At 42.9% G+C, this 23,090-nt stretch carries 24 protein-coding genes and 1 pseudogene; 1 reads left to right on the top strand and 24 read right to left on the bottom strand.

Annotation, left to right across the window (positions count from 1 at the left end; all coding sequences use genetic code 11):
• Positions 1–265: 265 nt before the first annotated feature.
• The 19 genes and pseudogenes from C6P39_RS15405 to C6P39_RS15310 form a co-directional block, all read right to left on the bottom strand.
• Positions 266–502, bottom strand: coding sequence for a polya polymerase (locus C6P39_RS15405; RefSeq protein ID WP_104804367.1), 237 nt, complete (start codon positions 500–502; stop codon positions 266–268).
• 23 nt (positions 503–525) lie between these two features.
• Complete coding sequence (locus tag C6P39_RS15400; protein WP_104804366.1) at positions 526–1,614, bottom strand: iron-containing alcohol dehydrogenase family protein; 1,089 nt, start codon at positions 1,612–1,614, stop codon at positions 526–528.
• A 93-nt stretch (positions 1,615–1,707) separates the two neighbouring features.
• Positions 1,708–1,896: pseudogene (gene fucI, locus C6P39_RS28510) on the bottom strand (L-fucose isomerase); the annotation flags it as partial.
• Between the two features lie 97 nt (positions 1,897–1,993).
• Positions 1,994–3,589 (bottom strand): xylulokinase, encoded by a 1,596-nt coding sequence (locus C6P39_RS15385; RefSeq protein WP_104804364.1) that lies wholly within the window; start codon positions 3,587–3,589, stop codon positions 1,994–1,996.
• Positions 3,586–4,044, bottom strand: coding sequence for a ribose 5-phosphate isomerase B (gene rpiB, locus C6P39_RS15380; protein ID WP_104804363.1), 459 nt, complete (start codon positions 4,042–4,044; stop codon positions 3,586–3,588). Before rpiB ends, C6P39_RS15385 begins: the two co-directional genes overlap by 4 nt.
• Positions 4,045–4,067: 23 nt before the next feature.
• Positions 4,068–5,045, bottom strand: coding sequence for an ABC transporter ATP-binding protein (locus tag C6P39_RS15375; RefSeq protein WP_104804362.1), 978 nt, complete (start codon positions 5,043–5,045; stop codon positions 4,068–4,070).
• Positions 5,042–6,046 carry an ABC transporter ATP-binding protein gene (locus tag C6P39_RS15370; RefSeq protein WP_104804361.1) on the bottom strand — a complete coding sequence of 335 codons (1,005 nt, stop codon included), beginning with the start codon at positions 6,044–6,046 and terminating at the stop codon, positions 5,042–5,044. Before C6P39_RS15370 ends, C6P39_RS15375 begins: the two co-directional genes overlap by 4 nt.
• A gap of 10 nt (positions 6,047–6,056) precedes the next feature.
• A complete protein-coding gene (locus C6P39_RS15365) occupies positions 6,057–6,932 on the bottom strand; it encodes an ABC transporter permease (protein ID WP_104804360.1) in 876 nt (291 codons plus the stop codon).
• Positions 6,925–7,899 (bottom strand): ABC transporter permease, encoded by a 975-nt coding sequence (locus tag C6P39_RS15360; protein WP_104804359.1) that lies wholly within the window; start codon positions 7,897–7,899, stop codon positions 6,925–6,927. The genes C6P39_RS15365 and C6P39_RS15360 overlap by 8 nt, the downstream gene beginning before the upstream one ends.
• 45 nt (positions 7,900–7,944) lie before the next feature.
• On the bottom strand, positions 7,945–9,516 hold the full coding sequence (locus C6P39_RS15355) for an ABC transporter substrate-binding protein (protein WP_104804358.1): 1,572 nt from the start codon (positions 9,514–9,516) through the stop codon (positions 7,945–7,947).
• A gap of 54 nt (positions 9,517–9,570) precedes the next feature.
• The gene (locus C6P39_RS15350) at positions 9,571–10,605 is read right to left on the bottom strand and encodes a zinc-dependent alcohol dehydrogenase (protein WP_104804357.1); all 1,035 of its coding nucleotides are present in this window, start codon (positions 10,603–10,605) and stop codon (positions 9,571–9,573) included.
• A 22-nt stretch (positions 10,606–10,627) separates the two neighbouring features.
• The gene (locus C6P39_RS15345; RefSeq protein WP_104804356.1) at positions 10,628–11,698 is read right to left on the bottom strand and encodes a zinc-dependent alcohol dehydrogenase; all 1,071 of its coding nucleotides are present in this window, start codon (positions 11,696–11,698) and stop codon (positions 10,628–10,630) included.
• 17 nt (positions 11,699–11,715) lie between these two features.
• Entirely contained in the window at positions 11,716–12,834 is a 1,119-nt protein-coding gene (locus C6P39_RS15340; protein WP_104805945.1) for a mandelate racemase/muconate lactonizing enzyme family protein, read from the bottom strand.
• Between the two features lie 33 nt (positions 12,835–12,867).
• Positions 12,868–13,746, bottom strand: coding sequence for an N-acetylneuraminate lyase (locus C6P39_RS15335; RefSeq protein ID WP_104804355.1), 879 nt, complete (start codon positions 13,744–13,746; stop codon positions 12,868–12,870).
• Between the two features lie 15 nt (positions 13,747–13,761).
• Complete coding sequence (locus tag C6P39_RS15330) at positions 13,762–15,027, bottom strand: lactonase family protein (protein ID WP_158661589.1); 1,266 nt, start codon at positions 15,025–15,027, stop codon at positions 13,762–13,764.
• Between the two features lie 19 nt (positions 15,028–15,046).
• Positions 15,047–16,015 (bottom strand): aldo/keto reductase, encoded by a 969-nt coding sequence (locus tag C6P39_RS15325; RefSeq protein ID WP_104804353.1) that lies wholly within the window; start codon positions 16,013–16,015, stop codon positions 15,047–15,049.
• Positions 16,016–16,109: 94 nt separating this feature from the next.
• The gene (locus tag C6P39_RS15320; RefSeq protein WP_158661588.1) at positions 16,110–17,066 is read right to left on the bottom strand and encodes a transketolase family protein; all 957 of its coding nucleotides are present in this window, start codon (positions 17,064–17,066) and stop codon (positions 16,110–16,112) included.
• A 50-nt stretch (positions 17,067–17,116) separates the two neighbouring features.
• Positions 17,117–17,953: a transketolase gene (locus C6P39_RS15315; protein WP_104804351.1), complete on the bottom strand. Its 837-nt coding sequence runs from the start codon at positions 17,951–17,953 to the stop codon at positions 17,117–17,119.
• Between the two features lie 21 nt (positions 17,954–17,974).
• Positions 17,975–19,030, bottom strand: a complete 1,056-nt coding sequence (locus C6P39_RS15310; RefSeq protein ID WP_158661587.1) for an Ldh family oxidoreductase — start codon at positions 19,028–19,030, stop codon at positions 17,975–17,977.
• A gap of 494 nt (positions 19,031–19,524) precedes the next feature.
• Between C6P39_RS15310 and C6P39_RS15305 the strand changes: the two genes are divergently transcribed.
• Positions 19,525–20,562, top strand: coding sequence for an ROK family protein (locus C6P39_RS15305; RefSeq protein WP_104804349.1), 1,038 nt, complete (start codon positions 19,525–19,527; stop codon positions 20,560–20,562).
• Between the two features lie 202 nt (positions 20,563–20,764).
• Here the strand turns inward: C6P39_RS15305 and C6P39_RS27500 are convergent, their stop codons facing one another.
• The 5 genes from C6P39_RS27500 to C6P39_RS15285 form a co-directional block, all read right to left on the bottom strand.
• Entirely contained in the window at positions 20,765–20,905 is a 141-nt protein-coding gene (locus C6P39_RS27500) for a hypothetical protein (RefSeq protein WP_158661586.1), read from the bottom strand.
• Positions 20,898–21,263, bottom strand: coding sequence for a PrgI family protein (locus C6P39_RS15300; RefSeq protein WP_104804348.1), 366 nt, complete (start codon positions 21,261–21,263; stop codon positions 20,898–20,900). Before C6P39_RS15300 ends, C6P39_RS27500 begins: the two co-directional genes overlap by 8 nt.
• Before the next feature lie 75 nt (positions 21,264–21,338).
• Complete coding sequence (locus C6P39_RS15295; protein ID WP_104804347.1) at positions 21,339–21,656, bottom strand: type II toxin-antitoxin system RelE/ParE family toxin; 318 nt, start codon at positions 21,654–21,656, stop codon at positions 21,339–21,341.
• 3 nt (positions 21,657–21,659) lie between these two features.
• Entirely contained in the window at positions 21,660–21,926 is a 267-nt protein-coding gene (locus tag C6P39_RS15290) for a type II toxin-antitoxin system Phd/YefM family antitoxin (protein WP_104804346.1), read from the bottom strand.
• Between the two features lie 130 nt (positions 21,927–22,056).
• The gene (locus C6P39_RS15285) at positions 22,057–23,085 is read right to left on the bottom strand and encodes a zinc-dependent alcohol dehydrogenase (protein ID WP_104804345.1); all 1,029 of its coding nucleotides are present in this window, start codon (positions 23,083–23,085) and stop codon (positions 22,057–22,059) included.
• Positions 23,086–23,090 lie beyond the last annotated feature (5 nt).

Genomic DNA, 23,090 nt, shown 5'->3' with positions numbered 1-23,090 from the left:
TCCAAGCTATCCTTTAGAGTATAGCCTTTTGATCACGATCAAAATACTGGGGGTAGTTTATCCAAATCAAAAACGCTGTTCTGTCACTTATTTCTGCGGGGTTCACAAGTTCCTAAAATAATCTTTACATAAAAAGACAACCTCCGCCATATAAATTTTATCTTGATTCGGACAAATATAATCTCTGCCGCATAACCGATGCAATGCTGGATTCAACAACCTGCTTTAAAACAGGTAATTGGTATTGCGGCTAACTGATTCGCAGCTATTCTTTCATAATATATTTCAAAATTTTATTCAAATCATCCGGCTCATGTGCTATAATTTCGAGTTCCGGAATTTTGGAAGCCACCGTAAAAATACTTGCAAGAGAGATATACTGGCATAATTTAGATTTTAGATTCAGCCTATCACCTTCAGAAGTAACAATCTCAACAGTTCCCTCGCACGTATCAATAACTTCCATTAATCCCTTAGGATTTTCAATATTCGTAAGCTTCATATCCTGTACCTTCCTTAAATTTATTATACTTCAAAAACACCAGCTATCCTCTTCAGCAGACTTGCATCTGTTTTAAAAGGACAATTTTTAAGCTTAGCATTATCGTTTCCGATACCAGCTGCAGCTCTTTTTAATAATTCCTGCGGCAATATAGTTAAATCACATACCGTCTTTATAAAATTTTCAAAATCATGCATACAAGAAAATCCTGAAAGCTCCAATATATAATTTCTTTCTTTTTCCGGGGCTTCCTTTAAATATCCTGCCAGGAAATACCCGCAAGCCTTGCCATGTGGAACGCCTAATTCATATGTTACATAATAGCTAAGTCCATGTGGCAGTGATGTTCCTGTATGGGAAATGGCCATCCCGGCACAAACAGATGCATTTATCATATTACAGTAATCCTCGTATTTTGCAGCTCTCTCTCCCAGCAAAATATCTTTACTCAGGCACCATAAGCGCATACCTTCGCGTACAAACATCCGGCTGCAGTCAGTAGCATTGGTATTCAAATAGCTTTCTATCAAATGGGCCAAAGCATCTGCCGCCGTATTGCACAGCACATTTTTCGGTGCAGCTGCCAAATATTTCCCATCCACAAGTGCCAATACAGGGAAAACCGTATGCGTCATTGAAGCTTTTTTACATATCGCATGCCTAGTCAAAACAGCCACCCCTGTAACTTCTGAACCGGTACCGCAAGTTGTTGGAATCGCCACAACAGGATATGCTTTAGCTCCTTCTGTCTTTTCATAAAGGAACTCCTCTCCTTTACCTGGATTAGCAAGCATAAGAGCAATTGCTTTTGCCGCATCCATTGGTGAGCCGCCGCCAATTCCAATCACGAAATCCACCTGTGCTCTCAGGCCTGTTTCTCTTGCCTTCATGATGGTTTCCACCGACGGATTTTCTTCTATTTCATCAAATAAAATGTTGGGTATTTCAGCAGACTCCAATGCGCTCTGCACATCCAAAAGAGCGCCGCATACTTTTGCCCCATGACGTCCTGTAACAATCAACGCCTTTTTCCCCAGTTCTTTTAAATCTTCTTTATGGTTATTAACACAGTTTTTTTCCTGGTATACCAATACCGGCATTTTAAAAAACATACTACTTTTCTCCTGATTTTTGTTTTCCTATGAGCCTTTTATATAAAAGAGCAGAGCTGCCACATTTTATGCGGCCGCCCTGCCCTTTTACAACTATCGGATAGCCTTGTACAGCGGACCGTAAGCCGCACATGCCCTGTAATCCTGTCCTTCTTTATCCGCTCCAAATGCGTTCCATGCAGCTGGCCTGTAGATATCCTTTTCAGGTACATTATGCAGACATACGGGAATTCTCAGCATAGAGGCCATCGTAATCAAATCTGCACCGATATGGCCATAAGAGCTTCATAAAAAGCATGCTGATACCATTCAAAGCGTCATTCTCTGTAGCAAGAACAAAAGGTTCTCTGGCTCCGTTCCTGCCATAATACCTCCTCCTCTAAATCCTTTCCACTGCCTCTATCTCAATATAAAGTCCTTTTTTATACTGTTCCATAAATCGCTCAAAGCCTTTCTGAAGATTGGTATCAGGAGACTGGCTGACTGCTGTCTGATTGGCAAAAACTCTCTTCTCCAGGAAATCTTCCAGTTTTTCTTCCTCCTCTTTATCTGTCATATAGGCAGCCAAAAGAGCCATTCCCCATGCTCCCCCTTCCCCCGCAGTATCCATAACAGAAACCGGTGCATTAAGCGCTGCTGCCATTACCCTCTGTCCAATGACAGGTGTCTTAAAAAAGCCGCCGTGACCATAAAGTTTATCAATCTTAACCTGCTCTCTTTCAAGTATTTCCATCCCAATATTGAGAGATGCCACTGCGGAATAGAGCTGAGACAACATAAAATTAGAGAAAGTAAGCCTTGCCTGAGGGCTTCGGACCAGAAGCGGGCGACCAGCTGACAGTCCGGTCAGCGGTTCACCGGAGAGATAATTGTATATTAATAATCCCCCGCAGTCGGTTTCTGCCTGCACTGCGGAAGTAAACATGGCAGTAAATATCTGATTCATATCCGTTGTCTGTCCCAATGCCTCAAGAAATTCTTTTAAAACCCTTGCCCAAGCATTAATTTCATTTGTGCAGTTATTGCAGTGCACCATGGCGACCGGATTTCCGGCAGGCGTAGTAACCATATCAATCTCTTCATACATACTGGACAGTTGTTTTTCCAGAACTACCATAGAGAAAACAGATGTCCCGGCAGAGATATTTCCAGTTCTGACAGCAACAGAATTGGTAGCCACCATTCCAGTTCCAGCGTCACCTTCCGGGGCTGCGAAGGGAATACCTGCACGCAGTACACCTGCAGGGTCTAAAAGAGCCGCTCCTTCCTCCGTAAGTGTCCCGGCAATTTCCCCCGCGGTCATAACTTTTGGCAGAATTTCGTCTACTATTCCCTTCCAGCCAAGTTTTGATGCAGCCTGCTGAAATTTTTCCAGCATAGACTTATCAAAATCATGTTTTAATGTATCTATAGGGAACATACCGGAGGCATCACCAATACCAATCACCTTTTTTCCTGTAAGTTTCCAATGCACATATCCCGAGAGAGTTGTGATAAAGTCAATTTTCTGTGTATGCTCTTCCTTGTTCAGGAGAGCCTGATAAAGATGTGCCAAAGACCACCTCTGTGGTATATTAAAATCCAGAAGTTTTGTTAGTTCTTCCGCAGCCTGTCCAGTCATGGTATTTCGCCAGGTTCTGAATGGTGTCAGCAAAGTTCCTTCTTTATCAAAAGGAAGATATCCATGCATCATGGCAGATATACCAACAGAAGCGACACGTTTTAACTGTACACCGTATTTCCCGGCTACATCCTTTACAAGCCTTGCATAACATGTCTGAAGGCCGGTCCAAACCTCCTCCAAATCATAGGTCCAGATACCATTTTCATATTTATTTTCCCAGCTATACTCACCTAAAGCTACAGGCATATATCCCTTTCCTATCAACACTCCTTTGATCCTGGTGGAACCGAGTTCTATGCCTAGAGAAGCTTTTCCCTCTTTAATAAATGTGGCTGTTTCTTCCCTTTTCATTCTATTGCATTTCCTTTTCTGTTTTCAATATCCATCACCATATTTACACGGTCGGCGTGGCGTCCTCCCTGAAATTCTGCTTCCAGCCATGCATCCACAATCATTTTAGCCATCTCAATTCCCACAATTCGGGCACCAAAAGCGAGTATATTGGTGTTATTATGCTCCTTGGAAAGCCTCGCTGAACATGGTTCACTGCATACCACCGCACGGATTCCCCGCACCTTATTTGCAGCCAGGGAAATTCCCACACCAGTTCCGCAAATCAAAACCCCACAGTCCACCTCTCCATCCTGCACAGCGGCGGCAACTTTTTCTCCATAAACCGGATAATTGCAGGACTCACTGCTGTCTGTACCATAATTTATCACTTCATGGCCAAGCTCTTTAAGATATACTGAAATATTCTTTTTCATTTCCACGGCAGAATGGTCATTTCCAATACCAATTTTCATTGTTCATTTCTCCTTCCAAGCCTTTACTGTGTCTGAAAATAAGAACACATGATGTAATGATCTTCCTGCACTTCCTTGAACACCATCTGATCCTGCGCTGACTTGCAGGCACCGTCTCTGGCGTATTTACATCTTGCTGCAAATCTGCATCCTGGCTTTGGATTGATCGGGCTCACAAGTTCACCGTAAATCAATTCTCGCTCCTTATTACGGCGAATTTCAGGAATCGGAACTGCATTCAGCAATGCCTGTGTATATGGATGCAGAGGATTTGCAAAAAGCTCCTTAGATGGTGCTTTTTCTATACACTGCCCAAGATACATAACACAGATTTCGTCTGCAATATGCTTGACAACCGATAAATCATGGGTAATGAACACGTAGGTGATACCCCTCTCTTCCTGAAGGTCCATCAAAAGATTCAATATTTGTGCCTGAATGGAAACATCAAGTGCAGAAACCGGTTCATCACACACAATAAATTCCGGGTCCAGAACCAATGCTCTGGCAATTCCAATTCTCTGGCGGCGTCCACCATCCAATTCATGAGGATACGTGTTTCTGAGACGTTCTGCCAGGCCTACAGTCTTCATAACGCTCATCACTTTTTCTTCGATTTCCCGTTTATTCTTTGTGATTTTATTAATTTTGAGTGGTTCCGCGATCAGTTCAAAGACAGACATTCTCGGATCAAGACTGCCATAAGGGTCTTGAAAAATAATCTGCATTTTTTTGCGCATTTCTTTCATCTTATTCCGGTCATATTTCAGAATGTCCTCTCCATCATATAAGACCTGGCCTTCTGATGCTTCCAAAAGCCGAAGGATCACACGTCCCAGTGTAGATTTTCCGCATCCTGATTCTCCTACGATTCCCAATGTCTTTCCTTTAGGAATTGTGATGTTCACATCATCGACCGCGTGCAGCTCTCCGGCAGCTACATTAAAGTATTTTTTTAATCCCACCGTCTGAATCAATGGAGTGGCAGTTATCTCACTCATAAGACAGCCCCCTTTCCTTCTTCCTTCACAGGGTAATGGCAGCGGATCTGATGACCGTTATACTCCTGGACTTTCGGACTTTCTGTTTTACATTTTTCTGTACAGTGCGGACATCTCGGATGAAATTTACATCCACTGGGCAGATGAAACGGATTAGGCATTAGACCGGGAATCGGAGAAAGCCGTTCTGTTTCCGTTTTGATATCGGGGATTGAACCAAAAAGTCCTATGGTATAAGGGTGATGAAATTTCCCCTCGAAGATATCCTCCGCTGTACCGATTTCAATAATCTCTCCCGCATAGATGACTGCGACATTGTCACAAGTCTCGGCTACAACACCAAGATCATGGGTGATCAGCAACATGGCTGTATCCAGCTTATCCTTTAAATCTTTCATCATATCAAGAACCTGAGCCTGAATAGTCACATCAAGTGCTGTTGTGGGTTCATCGGCAATCAACAGCGCCGGGGTACAGGAAAGGGCAATTGCAATTACAATACGCTGCTTCATACCACCTGAAAATTCATGAGGATACTCCACCTTTCTTTCCGGAGGAATTCCCACCATCTTCAACATACGTTCTACTTCTTTATCCACCTCTTCTTTTGAAAATTTCGGATTATGCGTCCTGATCACCTCTGCGATCTGTTCTCCCACACTCATGACCGGGTTCAGACTGGTCATAGGGTCCTGAAAAATCATAGAGATAAAGGCGCCGCGGACAGCTCTCATTTCCACTTCTGAAGTATGGAGAAGGTCTATATTTCTAAAAGCCATACAATCTGCAGACATATGGGATACCCGTCCCATGTTGGGAAGCAGTTTCAGAATAGACAGGGCTGTGGTAGTCTTACCCGCACCTGTTTCTCCCACAAGACCAAGTGTTTCCCCTTTATTTAGAGTGAAGTCTATGCCATTAACTGCATGGGCAACCTTTCCGTCTGAATGGTATTCTACGTTTAGATTTTTTATTTCCAATAATTTCTGTTTCTCTATCATACGTTCCACCTCAATCTTTCAGTTTGGGATCCAGTGCATCCCGCAGACCATCTCCCATAAGGTTGAAGCCAAGAGCAGTTAAAACAATTGCTATACCCGGTATAATTGCCAGATATGGATACATAAGCATTTTTTCTTTTGCCTCTGAGAGCATGACACCCCATTCCGGTGCGGGGGGCTGGCATCCAAGACCGATAAAGCTCAAACCAGATGCAGTCAGAATGGCTCCGGAAATATTCATAGTACCCTGTACAATAATGGGACCTAACGCATTGGGCAGAATGTGAGTAGCAATAATTCTGGCATCCGATGAACCGCAGGCCCTTGCTGCTTCAATATAGTCAGACCCCTTCACATTCAGCACCGTTGAGCGGACTATTTTCGTAAAGCTGGGAATCTGTCCTATCATCAGAGCCACCCCCAGATTAAACGCATTAGAGCCAAGAATGGAAACCAGGCAGATTGTCAGCAGAATACTTGGAATACTAATCAACACATCAATGCATCTCATAATTACATTATCTACCATGTTTCCATAATACGCAGCCGCTGAACCCAGGATGCAGGCAATAATCAATGAAACAGATGTTGTCCCAAGTCCTATCAGCAGGGATATACGGGATCCATGAATGATCCTTGCAAGAACATCACGTCCAAAGGCATCTGTTCCCAGAATATGTGCCTTCCCCGGTGCCTTGAAACGCTCGGTTATATTCTGTGTGATCGACACATTATAATCTACAATAACATCAGCAAAAATCGCGACCAAAGCAACCAGTATCAAAAAAACAAATGCGGCCATTGCTGTTTTGTTGCTGGCAAAACGCCGTATAATATCAACAGTCATAGATTTGGAGGCCGCTTTTTTCTTACTTTTTCTAGGCATACTGCTTCCTCCCCAGCTTTTTTGTTTTACGTTTTACGGATGAATAAGAACTCCTGATCCGCGGGTCAACAAAGGCATACATAATATCAACCACAAGCATGATCAAGCAAAAAATGACAGAGAGGAATATAACTGCAGCCATAACCTGTGGTACATCCTTCTGCTGAATTGCATTTAATGCAAACTGTCCCATACCTGCAATACCAAACACATTCTCAATAACAACCACACCACTTATCATCCATCCAAAAGCAGTTCCCAGTACAGTAATAATCGGCAAAAGTGCATTTTTCAGTGCGTGGAAAACCGTAACCTTCCACTCGGACAGCCCCTTTGCACGGGCTGTCCTTATGTAGTCCTGCCGGATTGTTTCCAGCATGGTAGAGCGGGTAAAACGCATCAGGGATGCCGCCTGAGGCACTGCTATGGTAACCACGGGCAATATATAACTTTTCATGGAGGTCACGCCACTTGCCGGGAGCCATCCCAGTTTCAACGAAAAGGTGAGCACAAGGATCATGCCCAGCCAAAAAGGCGGAAACGCTGCCAAAAGCATAGCTGATACTCGTGATATATTATCCAATGCCGAATACTGCTTTACCGCAGATACCACTCCCAAAGGGATTCCCAGTAATGCAGCCAGCAGAATTCCAAAGACCGCCAGTTTAAAACTCGTAGGGAAACGATGGATCACTTCTCCCATTACATCTCTGCCGGTACGCCAGGAATCACCAAAATCCTGATGCACAATAAGCTCATATGCATATCGTCCGAAGCGTACAATAAACGGATCATCAAATCCCATTTCTTCATTTAATGCCTCAATATCCTCATTGGTAGCCGTCTCACCTAATATAATTCTTGCCGGGTCACCTGGTGTCAGGTCCATAAGAAAATAAACTATGAAGATGACTGCCACAAGTATAGGAATCAGCAGCAAAATTCTCTTAATTGTATACTTAACCATAATTTTTTAACTCCATCTTACAAAGCGCAGATTTACGGTTACTTCTTATTTCCAGGACCAGTCATAAACATAGAACCTGCCGGTTGCAGAGATGGAGCAGTTCAGATTTGATTTAAATCCCCACAAACCATTCTGGAAGTATGTAGGCAGAACCGGCACATCTTCATAGATTGTCTCTGATATTTCTTTGTAAAGACTTTCCCTCTCAGCGGAATCTGTAGACTGTTTTGCCTTATCCAGTTTTTCATCAATTTCTTCATTATAATAATTGCTGTAATTGTAGGTCTGTCCGGAATGGAAGTTGCCATAATAGAAGAAGTCCGCATCTCCGGCTACTCCACTGAATCCCATGATAAAAATCGGACAGTTTCCTGCGCGTATTTCATCCAAAACTGCTGCCTGTTCCATCACCTCGATATCTGCAGTAATACCGATTTCTGCCAGACAAGACTGCAGGTAAGTAGCAATATTCTTTCTAGGTGTATTATTGGGTGTGTAAATAGTTGTTGTAAAACCATTCGCATAACCGGCCTCTGCCAACAGTTCTTTCGCCTTCTCAACATCTTTTGGATAAAGCTTAAGTTCTTTATTGTAGCCAAAGCCATCAGAAGGCACTGCACCGGCAGTTGCTGTTCCTCCCATTTCCGAATCAAATGCACAGAGGATCAATTCATCTGTATCACAGCAATAAGCGATCGCCTGTCTTACCAATTTATTGTCAAAGGGTGTCTCAGCATTGTTAAAGCCGACAAAATTCAGCGTAGTAGATGCTTTTGAGAGATATCCCATGTCAGGATTATCTTCATATTTAAGTACATCCGTCACAGATATAGGAGCCACATCAAGATCACCGGCCTCTAAAGCTGAACTGAGAGTTGTCTGATCCGCCAGAAAACGGATTTCCATCTTCTTGATAGATGCTTCCTCCCGCCAATATCCCTCGTTGGCTTCTAAAACAATATTATTTCCGCTGTCCCAGGACACGAATTTATAAGGGCCAGTACCTGCATCAACAGGATTGTAGCTGAAAGAATCGCCACATTCCTCAACCGCTTTCTTACTGACAACACGCAGGAAATGAGAAGCAAAACATTCCAGTGCCGGCTCATATGCATATTTTAGTGTCACTTCAAACGTGTGCTCATCAATTGCCTGCATGGTATCTATAATATCTGTTACAGAACCCGCATAACCGCCATCCATGGCTCTCTGGTAAGAAAATAGCACATCATCTGCTGTCAACGGTTCTCCGTTGTGGAATTGTACATCCTCCTCAAGATGAAAAGTGTATTTCAGACCATCTTCTGTTATATCCCAGCTCTTCGCAAGCATGGGCTCCACTTCCAAGTCATCCGTAAGCCATAAAAGACCTTCATAAATCTGCGCTGTGACCATAAAGGAGCCGCCATCCCCCATATTATTCGGGTCCAGTGTAGCCGGTTCCATATGATATCCCACAATGATATCTTCTCTGTCTGAACTGCTTTTCTTTGAAGTTTCTGTTGTCTTGGCATCTGAATTTCCGCAGCCCGATAATACGCCTATTACCATGGTCGCAGCCAATGCCATACTCATGATTTTCTTTGTGATACGTGATTTTTTTCTTTTATTTTCCATGTCTTACCCCCAATTAATCTAATATTTTAAAAGACACATCAGCAATCCTATCTATTAATCAAATTTAACAACTATTTTTCCTGTCTCGGGATGACGTTCAGAAGCAAATGCAAAAGCCTCCTTCGACATCTCAAATGGATAAATGGATGAAATAATTCTGTCGATATCCTTTACATAAATGGGCAGCTTGGAGATCACCGGTTCAAACTGCTCCTTCTGCTGCCTGGAACCAAGAACACGCAGGGCCTTCAAGCGAACCAGATCACCATCAATATGTACCGGTCCAGATGCAACAACAACATAGCGGCCAGCTGGAGATAGGATTTCCCCTGCCTGCTGAGAAGCATTTGGAATTCCCGCACAGTCAATCACCACATTTGGTCCCTCGCCATTTGTAATCTTCATAACTTCTTTCACCAAATTGGTCTCTTTGGGATTGATCACATAATCCATGCCCATCTCACGGGCCAGATTGATTCTGCCCTCCATAATTTCAGACATAATAACCGTTGCGCCAAAGCTTTTTGCTGTCTGACCTGTCATAAGGCCAATAGGACCAGCTCCGTGGATCAGGACTACATCCCCCGGGAAAAGTTCTGCCCGGCTGCAAGCCTGTGCCGCAATGGTATATGGCTCGATCAGTGCAGCCTGCACGTAACTAACCCAGTCCGGAATATGGTGCCACTGTTTTTCATCGTAAACCACATATTCCTGCCAACCGCCATCACTGCCGCAGCCGCTGACTGTAAGGTTTGTACAAACATTTTCCTGTCCCACACGGCAGGCATAGCACTCGCCGCAGGAACTTGTGGGTTCGTGTACAACCCGGTCACCTGCTTTAAATTTTGTCACAGCGCTTCCGACTTCCACAACCTCTCCTGTAAATTCATGTCCCGGTACAATTTTCAGGCCAATACACATACCATGTCTTCCCTCAAAGATATGGATATCAGAACCGCAGATACCTGCTGCCTTCACCTTTACCAAAACGGATCTCTCATTTTTCAGTATCGGCATAGGACGTTCTTCAAAATATACCTTCGGTCTTCCATCTACACGTTCTCTGTCATCAATAACAAACGCTTTCATTTTCAATCCTCCAAAATTTCTTTTATTTCTCCGGTTTAGTCTCTGTCATCTCTGGAATAAACAAGACTTTTCCTGCGCCATTTTTCATCTGTTCAAAAGCCTCCTCACACTGCTCCAGCGCAAACCTGTGCGTGATGATGGCAGGAAGATTGATTTTCTTAGTATCTACCAGAGAGGCCAATTGCGTCCAGGTCTTCCATACCTTTCTGCCATAGATACCCTTCCATGAGATACCTTTCTGATTGATATACCGTGTCACATTTACTGGTACATCCGTACCGGGGTGACCGACTGTAACGATTCTTCCTTCTTTGCGCAGCATCTCAAACATATTCTGGTACACTCGTGGAGAGCCCGTCATCTCAAGCACAGCATCCGCACCACCCCGGGTGGCTGTCAGTCTTCTCACTTCTTCAACAACATCCGTATCCGCAGGATTTAAGGTAACGGCACCAAATTCTTCTGCCATTTTCAGTCTGTATTCATTCATATCAACCGCAATTACTCTGCCTGCTCCACAGACATTTAAAATCTGGATTGCCACCAATCCCACCGGACCAGCACCATATACCACGATAGTATCTCCCGGAGATACTTGGGCTTCATCCACCGCATGCATAGCAACTCCGGAGGGTTCAAAAATAGCACCTTCTTCAAAAGAAACTCCATCCGGCAGCTTATAAACCACACGTGTAGGCGCAACACAGTATTCCGCAAAGCATCCCCCATATCCGGCACCATATCCTCCAAGTTCTGTGCAGTTATGGGCCATACCATTTTGGCAGTGATAACATTTACCACAGAAAATATGCGTCTCCATGGAAACACGGTCACCTGCAGAAAACTCCGTGACCCCTTCCCCAAGTTCTTCTACAATACCTGCATATTCGTGTCCCACCACATAAGGAAAACTAACACTGCTTCCGGCTGCAAAATTTTCAGCATTTTCATCCCACAGGTAAGAATGAATATCAGAACCGCAAACAGCGGCAGCTTTTACTTTAACCAGTATCTCTCCCGGACCCGGTACCGGTTTCGGAATTTCTTTATAGGCATAACCTACATTTTTTCCTGTTTTGACCAATGCTTTCACTTTCGTTTTCCTCCTCTTTAAAATAACTTCTCATCATTTTCTTTGATAAAGTCCATGTCCAGAGTCAGACCCAAACCTGGTTTATCAGGAATATACATATAACCATCTAGGGGAAGCGGTGCATCTTTATAAAGACTCTTCGTAATTCCCTCAAATAATTTCAGACGTTCCAGGAAGAGGGCATTAGGGCAGGCACTGATGAGATGAATATGGATATTCTCCATGGCATGTGGTGCAAATTTCACGTTCCACGCCTGCGTGATGGCAGCTATTTTCAGCATTTCCGTAAATCCGCCTGCACGTGTTCCGTCCAATTGAAGTATATCTGCACCACTATGTAATACTAAATCCCTGGCTCCAAATTTGGTGTATTCATGCTCGCCGGTTGCCAGCGGCAAGTCTGTGGACATCTTATATTTTTTAAGTCCCGGGATATCATCAGCAAATACCGGCTCTTCCAGGAACATAATGTCATAATCCTTGACTCTGTTGGCAAATCTGGCACCTGTGGCAGCATCCCAGCAGTTATTTGCATCGAGCATGATCCCGATTTCCGGTCCCACTGCTTCACGGACTTTACGGACTCTTTCCACATCTCTTCTCAAATTATTGCCACCCTCAACGCCCACTTTGAACTTGATCATGTTATAATGTTCGTCCTCTACCAGACTCTTCATCTCCGCTACCAGTTCATCATCTGTATAAGAAGTCCATCCACCGCTTCCATACACAGGTACTTTAGTCTGATCGCCGCCCATGAGTTTATACAAAGGAATGTCCAGTATCTTACCTTTTAAATCCCAAAGTGCAATATCCACCGCACTCAAAGCGCAGAACATCATGCCCTTTCTGCCCACACCTCTTAAATAACCAAACATTTCCTGCCAGATCACTTCAGTCTCAAAAGGATTTCTTCCCATGAGTTTAGGTGCTATATTCTTTTCAATCAAAAGCTTTGTTGCCTCTCCACCAACTTCATGATAAGTAACTCCAAACCCTTCGATTCCTGTATCCGTTGTCACCCTGACCACAGTATAGCCAATCATTTCCACTTTTCTGGTTGCATCAGCAAAGCCACCTTCCACTGCTGAGGACACCAGATGCACTTCTATTTTGGCAATTTTATGTTCTTTCATAGCCATATCCCTTCTCTGTCCATTTTTTAACTTTTATAAAAGACCGTTCTTTTCCGCTGTTTCTCTCAAGAAAATCTTCTGAGATTCATTCAGTGGTAAAAACGGCTTTCTGCATGATCCACAGTCCAATCCCTGCATTTTCAGAATTTCTTTGACACCTTTAAAGACACCTACTTTACAGAGTGCCTGCACTACACAATTTATCTCTCCCTGTATTTTCAGTGCCTCTTCTTTTTTATTCCCGGCAAAGCACTGATCCAGTTTCACAAATTTATCTGCCATAATATTATAGGTACTTCCAATACCGGCTTTGGCTCCTGCTGCAAGGGCACTGAGATAAATTTCATCATGGCCGATAAAGATACTCTTATCCGGATATGCTTCAATCAACTGCTGAAACTGAAACAAATCATAACTGGTATGCTTTATCCCAAGAATCTTCTCATTTGCCAACAGCCTGTCAAAGTCATCCAGCGTAAACTCTATCCCTGACATTTTGGGAATGTTATATACAATGACAGGTGTATCCACAGCATTTGCCAAATCCTCATAATAAGTTACCAATTCATTTTTCGTAAAAGGAAAATAAAAGGGAGGAACCGAAGAGATTGCCGATACATTTCTGCTGTATGCATGGCGGGCCAGCTCTATACTATGTTTGGTTGCAAACATTCCAATATTGACAATGACTTCCCCTTTTCCCCCAACTGCTTCTGTCACGGAGTCAATCAGATATTTTCTTTCATCCGTAGAAAGAAGATAGGATTCTCCGGTACTGCCTGACACATAAAACCCTTTTACACCCTGTGCCTGGTTTTTCTCAATCAACTTCTGAAGCACTGCATCGTTAATTTTGCCATCCTGATCGAAAGGTGTTACAAGGGCTGTATATAACCCTTCAAATTTTTTCATGCATTTTTCTCCTCGTCACTGCTTTAACTGCGCAAATTGAATAGATGTTGGTGTATCCACTTTCGCTGTGTGGCCACTCCACAACAGTGTTCCCTCTACTTCATCAATTTTATAAGAAGTAATCGAATCACTATCCATATTTCCCACTACCAGATAATTCCCTTTGGGAGATACACCAATCCCCCTCGGATAAATCCCTTCCATCTCTAAAACCTGTACCCTTAAAAGCCGGCCTGTCTTATTGTGAACCTGATAGACAGCAATACTGTTATCTCCGTGATTACTCGCATACACGAATTTCCCTGACGGATGAATACGGATATCTGAGGGGGCATTTCTCGTAATATTACCTTCCACCAATGTAGATATCACCTGAACCTCCCCAAACCTGCTTCTGTCCTCATTAAATTCATAGACAGACACCGTTGATTCCAGCTCATTTACCACGTAAAAGCAAGGTAGTTTTGGATGGAACACTAGATGCCTGGGGGCAGATCCCAGACGCGTATGACAGGTAAATCCTTCTATAAAACAGTTCTTCTTCTCGTCTATGCGAACCATATGAAGCATATCTGTTCCTCTGTCGCATACAATTCCTACCCCATTTTTATCAAAATTAATGGAATGCGCATGTGAACTGGATTGAAATATCTGGGGGGATTCAATCCAGTTTCCTGGAAAATGATGGTCCGCCATCTCCATATTTTCTTTGTAAATATGGTAGCTGCCTGGTTCCTGGAAAATAATCAAATCACTTCCAGGCTGTATCTCACCCTGTCCTCCAACTTTAAAAAGTGCAATGCCCGAACTGTCATACTTTTTCTGGCATGTAAATTCTCCATTATTATTACGTGAATACGTGGAAATAACTGCAAACGATGCATGGTTGCTACAGCATACATATTTCCCCGATGTATCCATACAAACATACGCCGGAAGAGAACCTAGAGAAGAAGTCTGATTGATAAGCTGCAGTCTGCCTGTCTCCTGCTCTATGTGCATAGCGGAGATTCCACCTCCAGCAGCATATTCTCCCTTTGGAAATTTGGTCATCTCATTTGCGCAATATAGATACTTATTATCCGGGGACACAGTCAGCGTCCCCGGTTCCTCTACACCTTCGAGTGTATCTATATATGTAAATCCACCTGTCTCTTCATGAAATACAAAGGCTGAAATACCATTGCCATGCCCCCTTTGTTCCCGGTTTCCCCAGGAGCCTACATATATTACACTTATAGAACAAGCCCTATATGGCATCGTATTTTCACATTTTTTCATATGGACTTCCCTCAAATGTCTATCTGTTATAACTGTACCTGCTTCCGGAGATTTCTTTCCAAATTGCGTCACATTCCTGCAGAACCTCTTCCGGCAGAGAATCCCCATCCAGAAGTTTTGCATTTTGCTCCATATGGCTCAACTTGCTTACACCGGTAATAATGCTGGTGATCCCCTCCTGTGCATCAATCCATTTCATTGCAAGCTCAATCAATGTCATGCCATGATCACCAGCAAGATCCGCCAGATTCTTAACAGCCTTAAGATTAGAATCCATCCAATAACGCTGACGATAATCTGCATGCTGGGAGAAGCGTTCTCCTGCATTGATATTTCCGTCATTATATTTTCCGGAAAGCAGACCTGCGGCCAGAGGATTATAAGCAGTCATGGCAATCTTATGTGTTCTGGTGCATGGAAGAAGTTCTTCCTCTATCCCTCTGGTAAGCAGATTGTATACATTTTCAGTAATTACAGGGGCCACAAAATTATGCTTATCGCAGACAGCCAATATATCGGAAATCTGCCAAGCAGCATAATTACTGACACCGATATAGCGAATCTTTCCGGATTTGACCAGCGAATCCATGGCTTCTAAGGATTCCTCCAGTGAAGTGTTATAATCCGGAGAATGCATATAATAAATATCAATATAATCTGTCTCCAGTCTTTTCAGACTGTCTTCCACACCTTGTATAATATGTCCACGGCTTAATCCGGAATTATTGATGCCCTCTGTAACGGGGTAAAACACCTTTGTCGCAAGGATTATCTGATCTCTTCTGCCTTTCAGGCCTTTTCCTACAATTCGCTCTGACTCCCCGCCATTATAAACATCTGCAGTATCAAAAACATTGATTCCATTGTCCACCGCACAATCCATAATTTTCAGGCTGTCTTCCTCACTGGTATGGCTGCCGAACATCATGGTCCCTAAAGTAAGTCTGCTGATCCTGGTTCCCGAACTTCCCAAACAGGAATATTTCATTTTCTATTTCTTCCTTTCTCAAATCAACTCTTTGTTGTATGGCCGGCAGATTGAATAACAGTTTTTCTACCGGCCATCGTAACTTATAGGAGAATTACCGGCAGTCTTTTTTCTTTGCGATCACTTCACGAACCGCGCTCTTCACATCTTCTTTTGTCAGGCCATATTTTTCAATAAGCCCTTGATAATCGCCGCTCTCTGCGAATGTATCTTTAAGTCCCACGCGTTTCAGGACTGCCGGACAATTTTCGGATAATACTTCTGCCACTGCGGTCCCCAGACCGCCCATGATCTGATGGTCCTCAACCGTAACGATTGCTCCTGTTTCTTTAGCAGCCTTAATGATTGCCGCTTCATCAATTGGCTTGATGCATGGCATTTCAATCACTCTTACGGAGACGCCTTCTTCCTTCATCTCTTCGCTTACTTCCAGTGCGCGGTAGAGCATTTCACCGCAGGAGATAATAGTCACGTCATCACCGTCAATCATTGGATTAGCCTTGCCAATCTCAAAATGATAGTTTTCATCGAAAATCTTATGCGCTTTGATACCGATGGTGATCATAGCCGGTCCTTCATGCTTATAAATCTCGCGGGTGATAACCTTTGAAGATTCGTAATCTGCCGGAACTACGATTACCGTATTAGGAAACAGCCTCATAACATTGTAATCTTCCAATCCCATATGGGTAACACCACCATCAGGGCATCCCAAAAGGCCGCTGAATGCACATAACACCTTCACATTAAGGTTGGGATATGCTACAAATGTACGGAACTGCTCAACGCAGCGGAGCGTTACGAATGGTGCGAAACCGCACATAAAAGGTTTCATTCCGACAGCAGCAAGTCCCGCCGCGAAAGCCATGCCGTTCTGCTCCTGAATACCAATATTCACAACCTTGGCCGGATCTGCTGCCTCAAGCGGTCTTAATCCTGTGGAGTTATGGCTGTCACCACTAATTGCAATTAATTTATCATCTTCTTGTGCCAGTTCTACAAGAACTTCACCAAAGCCGTCTTTGCGGAGTTTTTCATCAAGTTCAAACATATTCATTGCCTCTCTTTCTATAAATAAATTCCAATCTATTTTCTTAATTTTTATAAGTCAGCAGCATCAATCTCTGCAAACGCATTTTTCATCTCTTCCTCTGTGATCATTCTGTTGTGCCACAAACCATTATGTTCAATGAAGCTTACGCCCTTCCCTTTCACTGTATTGGCAATGATCACTGTTGGACGGCCAGTATAATTCCTTGCAATATCCAGCTTACTATATAGATCATCCAGATCATGACCATTTGCTTCCAGCACATTCCAGCCAAAGGCTTTCCATTTTTCTACCAGAGGATGAAGGGGCATTACAATGTTCAAATCTGTACCACTCTGAATATGGTTATAATCCACAACCGCTGTCAGATTGTCCATATGCATATCTCCTGCTGCGAGTGCTGCTTCCCAAACCATACCTTCCTGGATTTCACCATCCCCCAGTACCACATATACCTGACTGGTCTTTTTCTGTTTTTTCAGGCCTTTTGCCATACCAAGCCCCAGAGAAAGCCCATTTCCTAACGAACCGGATGTCATATCTATACCCGGTGTCTTTTTCATATCCGGATGCCCCTGAAGTTTGCTGTTGATGTGGTGATATTTCCAAAGTAATTCTCTGTCAAAAAATCCTTTGCGTGACAGAACTGCATATAATGCCGCACAGCTGTGTCCTTTAGAAAGAATGAATCTGTCCCTGTCCTCCCACTTTGGATTTTCAGGATCGATCCGCATAATTTTGTAGTAAAGCGTTGTGAGGATTTCCACACAGGACAGGCTGCCTCCAATATGTACACTGCATCCGGAACGGGGTCCCATCTCCAGAATATCTTTACGCACATTTTTTGTTACTTCCACAAGTCTTTCTCTTTCACTAGATTTCAGCATAATTAACTAACTCCTTCCTTGTTATAATGTAGTTAAAATTTGTTTTACATCCAGACCGACCATATCGGCCATTTCCTTAATACAGCTAACGGTTTCCCCGCTTAACTCCAGAGCACTCTCTCTGGCTGCTTTTAATTTGCGCCCCTCCAGCTCTCCGGGATACAAAACCTCTTTAAAGCCCGGTGCTGCAGGAATTGACGTGATGTCCTCGATCAGTGTCTCCATACGTTTATTAAACTCAGCTGCCGGCATAAAGTTCTCTATATTAATTACCTGAATATAAAAACCATTGTTTACTTTACTGTCTCCGATGGGCATACAGCATATATCATCCTGATAGGCACCTCCTGTCAGTACACCGGCCATAATGTCTACCATTCCAGCCAGCCCATATCCTTTTGGTCCTCCAAAAGGAAGCATAGAACCTCCATCAAGAATCCTCACCGGATCTGTTGTAGCATTTCCGTCCGCATCAATTCCCCAGCCTTCCGGAGCCGGAACACCATCCATCTTACACTGCTGAACTTTTCTGGCAGCTCCTACTGTAGTTGCCATATCCAGCAGATAGGTGGGATACTTCCCAGCCGGTGCACCGTAAGTATATGGATTTGTTCCCAGATACTTTCTTTTTCCTCCCCATGGTGCCATTGTAGCATCACCGTTGGCACACATATAAATGATCATATTCTGGCTGGTTGCCAGTTCTACAAAATACTGACCTGCACCATAATGATTGCCTCCTGTTACCGTCACTGCCACGCATCCGCTTTCTTTTGCCGCCTCAACGGCTGCTTTAACCGCTTCCACAGCCACCGCTGCTCCAAGGGCATTGTCTCCATCAACCTTTATAGATGATGGGGCAATACGCTCAATTCTGATATTAGGGCTAAGATTGATTTTTCCGGCGATCACATCTTCCAGATGTCTCTTTGCCAGTCCAATCCCATGAGACCAGATACCTTTTGCCTCACTGGATACCAGGTTCTCCGCCTGATATCTTGCATGCTCTTCTGTAACCCCCGCCTTCTCGTAAATCATCTGAAGGCATTCAACCATTTTTTCATAGCTTACTTTCATTACCATTCTCTCCTTTGCAATGATCGGATCGCCATTGACTTTGTTTCTATTTTGTTTTGTATAGCTGCATCATATCACCGTATTTTAATTTCGTCAACTATTAATTTTATTATTATTTTAAATATTGTTTTTTTTATTAGATGTCAACAAAACCCATGTATAATTTTTGTTAATTATTGATTATATACAAATACAGCTTTTAATATTATAATTAAATTAACTATTATTTTAATTATTTATAATTATAGTCACTTCATAGTTTGTGAATATGTAACTATTTTATATCTTCACTGCTGTCATAAGATCAGGAGTATCCCGACGGTCACGTTCATGTATGATTCATGTATCAACAATAAATTTTTAATATCTAATTTACAATTTACACAAAAGGGGCTATACTGAATAAGTCAAGGATATTTAAAGTCTTATTTTTTTTCATAATTAAATTTTTAATTAAGATAAATATAAATTTTATTTATGTGAGGGTGATCATAATGAACATAACAAATAATAACTATTCTGTAACACAGATAAAGGATCAAAATGTATTTTTGATCAAGTCAGCCTTACGCCAGGTCGAAAGCGGGACAAAGCAGACTCTTTCCCGCTTGACAGGGTTAAGCGTATCAACTTGCAACAATATATTAAATGAGTTACTGGAGACCGGAGAAGTTACCAGTATAGAGCAGGCCAATACCCGCTCCATCGGCAGGCCGGCCAACGCATATGTATTTAATGGTGATTTTAAATACATATGCTGTCTGAATGCCTCCTGGCGCAATGAAACAAATACCACATTTTTCCACTATATTATCATGGATCTTCTGGAAAACATTGTGGAAGAGGATAATATTGATTGTTCCGATATTTCTTACAGTGAGATAGAAAATCTTTTACAGCAGCTTGTAATCCGTTATCCCAAAATTGACACCATCTGCTTTGGAACTTCAGGATTCTCAAATAATTCCAAATGGGCAAATGACCGCATTTTTTCCATGCTAAACGGCAAAGATATCCAAAAGGATCTTACTTCTCATCTTAATAGAAAAATAATTGTGGAAAATGACCTGAACGCAATTTCTTATGGAATCTATAATAGTACACTAAAAAACAAATATGATATGTCTTCTATGATCACCGTTGCCTTCTTTAACAAAAAGGGCACCGGAGCTGGTATTATTTATAAGGGTAAGATTCTACATGGCTATCAGAATTTCGCCGGCGAGATTGGTTATTTGAATATGAACGGGAAATATATGGATGAACTTCTGGACGAACAGTCCGAACAGATTATAAGTTATGTGGCACAGATTGTTGAGAATATTACCACCCTTTTAAATCCTGCCACTCTATTTCTTATTGGAGAATATATGAATGATGAAGTAGCAGAGAAAATTCGCACATATGATTATAAAAAGATTCCTGAAAATGTATTACCTGAGATTGTCTATATTGATCATTATCAGAATTATTTTATCGAAGGACTTTACCAGATTGCTATTAATTCCGTTTTGAATGCGCCTGAATGGTAAAAGCTATGTCAAATTGGTTTCATTTATAAAATATTAATTCAGCATAAATCAATTAATGTGCTTAAACGAGGTCATAATAATTACCTGGGTATCCGATTAACATGAGAAGCCAGCACCAAAAGGGGCTGTGAAAAAGCCCCTATCCTTTTACTTTCTTCTCCCCGGCCCGGTAAAAATCATGGAGGATGCGCAGCCGTTTCGCCTACATCATGGTGTACTTCTTCCCCACAAGAAAGATACCATCCTTCCAGATACGCCTGACCGGTATCAGCTGCTGGACACTCCTGGGGATGGAGAAGGGTTCTTTCTCCTGCCGGACTGCCTGCTTCAGCGTCTTAATCATGCGTCTTATCCCCCTCCTTCTCTCGATTCCTTATCGCATCCTTTAAAATATCATAGTACAGGTTCTCGGAATGAAAGACTAATCTTCTGGGTATCAAAAGTTCTGTCTTCACCCACGCCCATAAATATTGTTCTGCTGTCATCCCGTTATATCTGAAGAACCCAAGGACCGCAAAGGGCACGGCCCCAAAAATACATACCCAGCTCACAAGTTCACTCCCTAAATACGGTTCTGCCATAAAGTAGAGCCCAACCGCTGCCAGACATGCCAGGACAGAAAAAAAGAACTGCCGCATGGACAGTCCAAAGAACATGTTCTCTGTGTACTCCCAGATCTCCTTGTTTATCTTTACTTCCAAATCTGTGACCTCCTTTTGGACATAAAAAACCGCCACCTACTGTAAGGTGACGATCTTATTTTGATTATTTTATTGTTACCGAATGAGCCAACCATACTCCTTGCGGCAGTCAAGGATATACTCCACATATACCGTATCATCCTGGATCTGGTAAAGGACAAGATACCATTTCTCAATAAACATCCTGTGATATTTATTCGGCGTGATGTACGATCCCTCAAAAAAAGGAAAACGCTGCGGCATCTGGGTGAGGGAACGCATGGCAGTCATGATCTCTTTCTTTTTTGCCGCCGCTGCTTCTTTGCTGACCTGCGCCATAAAACGGATATGCATTCCCAGCAGTCTCTTCGCCCTATCGGAAATGATCACTTTGTATCTCTTATTATCTGCCATACACTATCCCTCTGCGATCACATCATCCAGGTAAGCTTCCAGTTCATCAAGCGTGCAGCCGCTTCTTCCCGCGATCCTGTCTTCCTCAACAGCAAGCAGCTCCTCTCTTAATCTCAGCATCTTTTCCCGTCTGTTATAAGTTTCAATGTCCATGACGACCAAATCTCCCTCACCATTCTTGGTAAGGAAAACAGGTTCTGCAGTCTTTCTGCACATATCGGCGATCTCGTTGTAGTTTTGACGGATTGCTGCGGATGGGCGGATATTCATAACAATACCTCCTATGATCATTGATAGCATTATTCTACCTATATTATACCCATTTCATGCAATGAAGTCAACATATCCCAAAAGCTGGGATCACAATCCTATTTTCCTATACCCAACCCTTATTCTTATGTTAAAATTCAACTCCCATCTTTATACTTTCTTCGGGATGTTCTATAATATAGTGGGTATATTCTTTGTCACACTCTGCAAACTTTACAACAGGAAATACAACATTTTCACAATTTATTTTTCCTGATGCCATGAGTTTCCAGCTTTCTCTGCAAATCCGCTCAAAGCTCCATCTGGGATAGTCCCGGTTGGGATTACTGCAGGCTCTTGAAAAGAATATATTCTGCTGGTTAAAGTGTCCCTCTCTTCCCAGATGAATAGGAATATAACATTCCTTAAACCAGCCGCATAAAGCCATATTGCCGTTATAAGAGAGAGCGCGAAGTCCATGTTCCAAAGCCTTGTAGTTCCCACTTGTCTCTATAACCACATCTACGCCCATCCCATCTGTCAGTTTCCGAAGTTCCATTCCCATATCCTGCTCCAGAGGATTAAAAGCAATATCTGCACCATTTTCCAGGGCTGTCTTTCTGCGAAGTTCGATGGGGTCAGATACCGCTACAAAGGAAGCTCCCGCTGCTTTTGCTGCCTGAGCTGCCATCTGCCCGATAGCTCCAAGGCCTGATATCAGAACCGTATCACCTATTCTTAAATCAGCGTCCCTAAGTCCGCCCAAGGCAAACTGCATAGGGTCATAACACATAACCTGTTTCCAAGTCATCCCCTCCGGCATATTCAGAATCTCACAGGCCTTCACTGTATGGGTTTCCGCCAGATGTCCGTATCCGGCCACCTGCGCTCCTACCGTATAACCCACTGCCTCATCCCCCACTTCTGTTATAATACCCACCCACATATTTCCAAGACCGCCAAAAACAGAACTCTCCCTCTGCTCCCGTTTCCTGAATATTTTCAGTTCTTCATCATAATATTGTTCTTCAAAAGGCATTGCTTTGATTCCTGTCATTTCCGTTCCATGCTTAGGTGCACCATATATGCATTTTACCCTTACTTCATCCGCCTTCAGGGGTTGTTCTTCATACTCAAAAAGCTGCGGCGTATAATTTTCATTTGCAAGTAATTGTTTCATTGTTT

Source organism: Blautia marasmi, from assembly GCF_900258535.1.
Lineage (GTDB): Bacteria > Bacillota > Clostridia > Lachnospirales > Lachnospiraceae > Blautia > Blautia hominis.
This window is presented reverse-complemented; position numbering and strand designations above follow the sequence as displayed.

What these genes read in the sequence shown, in the direction of transcription:
- C6P39_RS15405 (WP_104804367.1), bottom strand. Translation starts at nt 502, where the DNA reads ATGAAGCTTACGAATATTGAAAATCCTAAGGGATTAATGGAAGTTATT.
- C6P39_RS15400 (WP_104804366.1), bottom strand. Translation starts at nt 1,614, where the DNA reads ATGTTTTTTAAAATGCCGGTATTGGTATACCAGGAAAAAAACTGTGTT.
- C6P39_RS15385 (WP_104804364.1), bottom strand. Translation starts at nt 3,589, where the DNA reads ATGAAAAGGGAAGAAACAGCCACATTTATTAAAGAGGGAAAAGCTTCT.
- rpiB (WP_104804363.1), bottom strand. Translation starts at nt 4,044, where the DNA reads ATGAAAATTGGTATTGGAAATGACCATTCTGCCGTGGAAATGAAAAAG.
- C6P39_RS15375 (WP_104804362.1), bottom strand. Translation starts at nt 5,045, where the DNA reads ATGAGTGAGATAACTGCCACTCCATTGATTCAGACGGTGGGATTAAAA.
- C6P39_RS15370 (WP_104804361.1), bottom strand. Translation starts at nt 6,046, where the DNA reads ATGATAGAGAAACAGAAATTATTGGAAATAAAAAATCTAAACGTAGAA.
- C6P39_RS15365 (WP_104804360.1), bottom strand. Translation starts at nt 6,932, where the DNA reads ATGCCTAGAAAAAGTAAGAAAAAAGCGGCCTCCAAATCTATGACTGTT.
- C6P39_RS15360 (WP_104804359.1), bottom strand. Translation starts at nt 7,899, where the DNA reads ATGGTTAAGTATACAATTAAGAGAATTTTGCTGCTGATTCCTATACTT.
- C6P39_RS15355 (WP_104804358.1), bottom strand. Translation starts at nt 9,516, where the DNA reads ATGGAAAATAAAAGAAAAAAATCACGTATCACAAAGAAAATCATGAGT.
- C6P39_RS15350 (WP_104804357.1), bottom strand. Translation starts at nt 10,605, where the DNA reads ATGAAAGCGTTTGTTATTGATGACAGAGAACGTGTAGATGGAAGACCG.
- C6P39_RS15340 (WP_104805945.1), bottom strand. Translation starts at nt 12,834, where the DNA reads ATGAAAGAACATAAAATTGCCAAAATAGAAGTGCATCTGGTGTCCTCA.
- C6P39_RS15335 (WP_104804355.1), bottom strand. Translation starts at nt 13,746, where the DNA reads ATGAAAAAATTTGAAGGGTTATATACAGCCCTTGTAACACCTTTCGAT.
- C6P39_RS15330 (WP_158661589.1), bottom strand. Translation starts at nt 15,027, where the DNA reads ATGAAAAAATGTGAAAATACGATGCCATATAGGGCTTGTTCTATAAGT.
- C6P39_RS15325 (WP_104804353.1), bottom strand. Translation starts at nt 16,015, where the DNA reads ATGAAATATTCCTGTTTGGGAAGTTCGGGAACCAGGATCAGCAGACTT.
- C6P39_RS15320 (WP_158661588.1), bottom strand. Translation starts at nt 17,066, where the DNA reads ATGTTTGAACTTGATGAAAAACTCCGCAAAGACGGCTTTGGTGAAGTT.
- C6P39_RS15315 (WP_104804351.1), bottom strand. Translation starts at nt 17,953, where the DNA reads ATGCTGAAATCTAGTGAAAGAGAAAGACTTGTGGAAGTAACAAAAAAT.
- C6P39_RS15310 (WP_158661587.1), bottom strand. Translation starts at nt 19,030, where the DNA reads ATGAAAGTAAGCTATGAAAAAATGGTTGAATGCCTTCAGATGATTTAC.
- C6P39_RS15305 (WP_104804349.1), top strand. Translation starts at nt 19,525, where the DNA reads ATGAACATAACAAATAATAACTATTCTGTAACACAGATAAAGGATCAA.
- C6P39_RS27500 (WP_158661586.1), bottom strand. Translation starts at nt 20,905, where the DNA reads ATGATTAAGACGCTGAAGCAGGCAGTCCGGCAGGAGAAAGAACCCTTC.
- C6P39_RS15295 (WP_104804347.1), bottom strand. Translation starts at nt 21,656, where the DNA reads ATGGCAGATAATAAGAGATACAAAGTGATCATTTCCGATAGGGCGAAG.
- C6P39_RS15290 (WP_104804346.1), bottom strand. Translation starts at nt 21,926, where the DNA reads ATGAATATCCGCCCATCCGCAGCAATCCGTCAAAACTACAACGAGATC.
- C6P39_RS15285 (WP_104804345.1), bottom strand. Translation starts at nt 23,085, where the DNA reads ATGAAACAATTACTTGCAAATGAAAATTATACGCCGCAGCTTTTTGAG.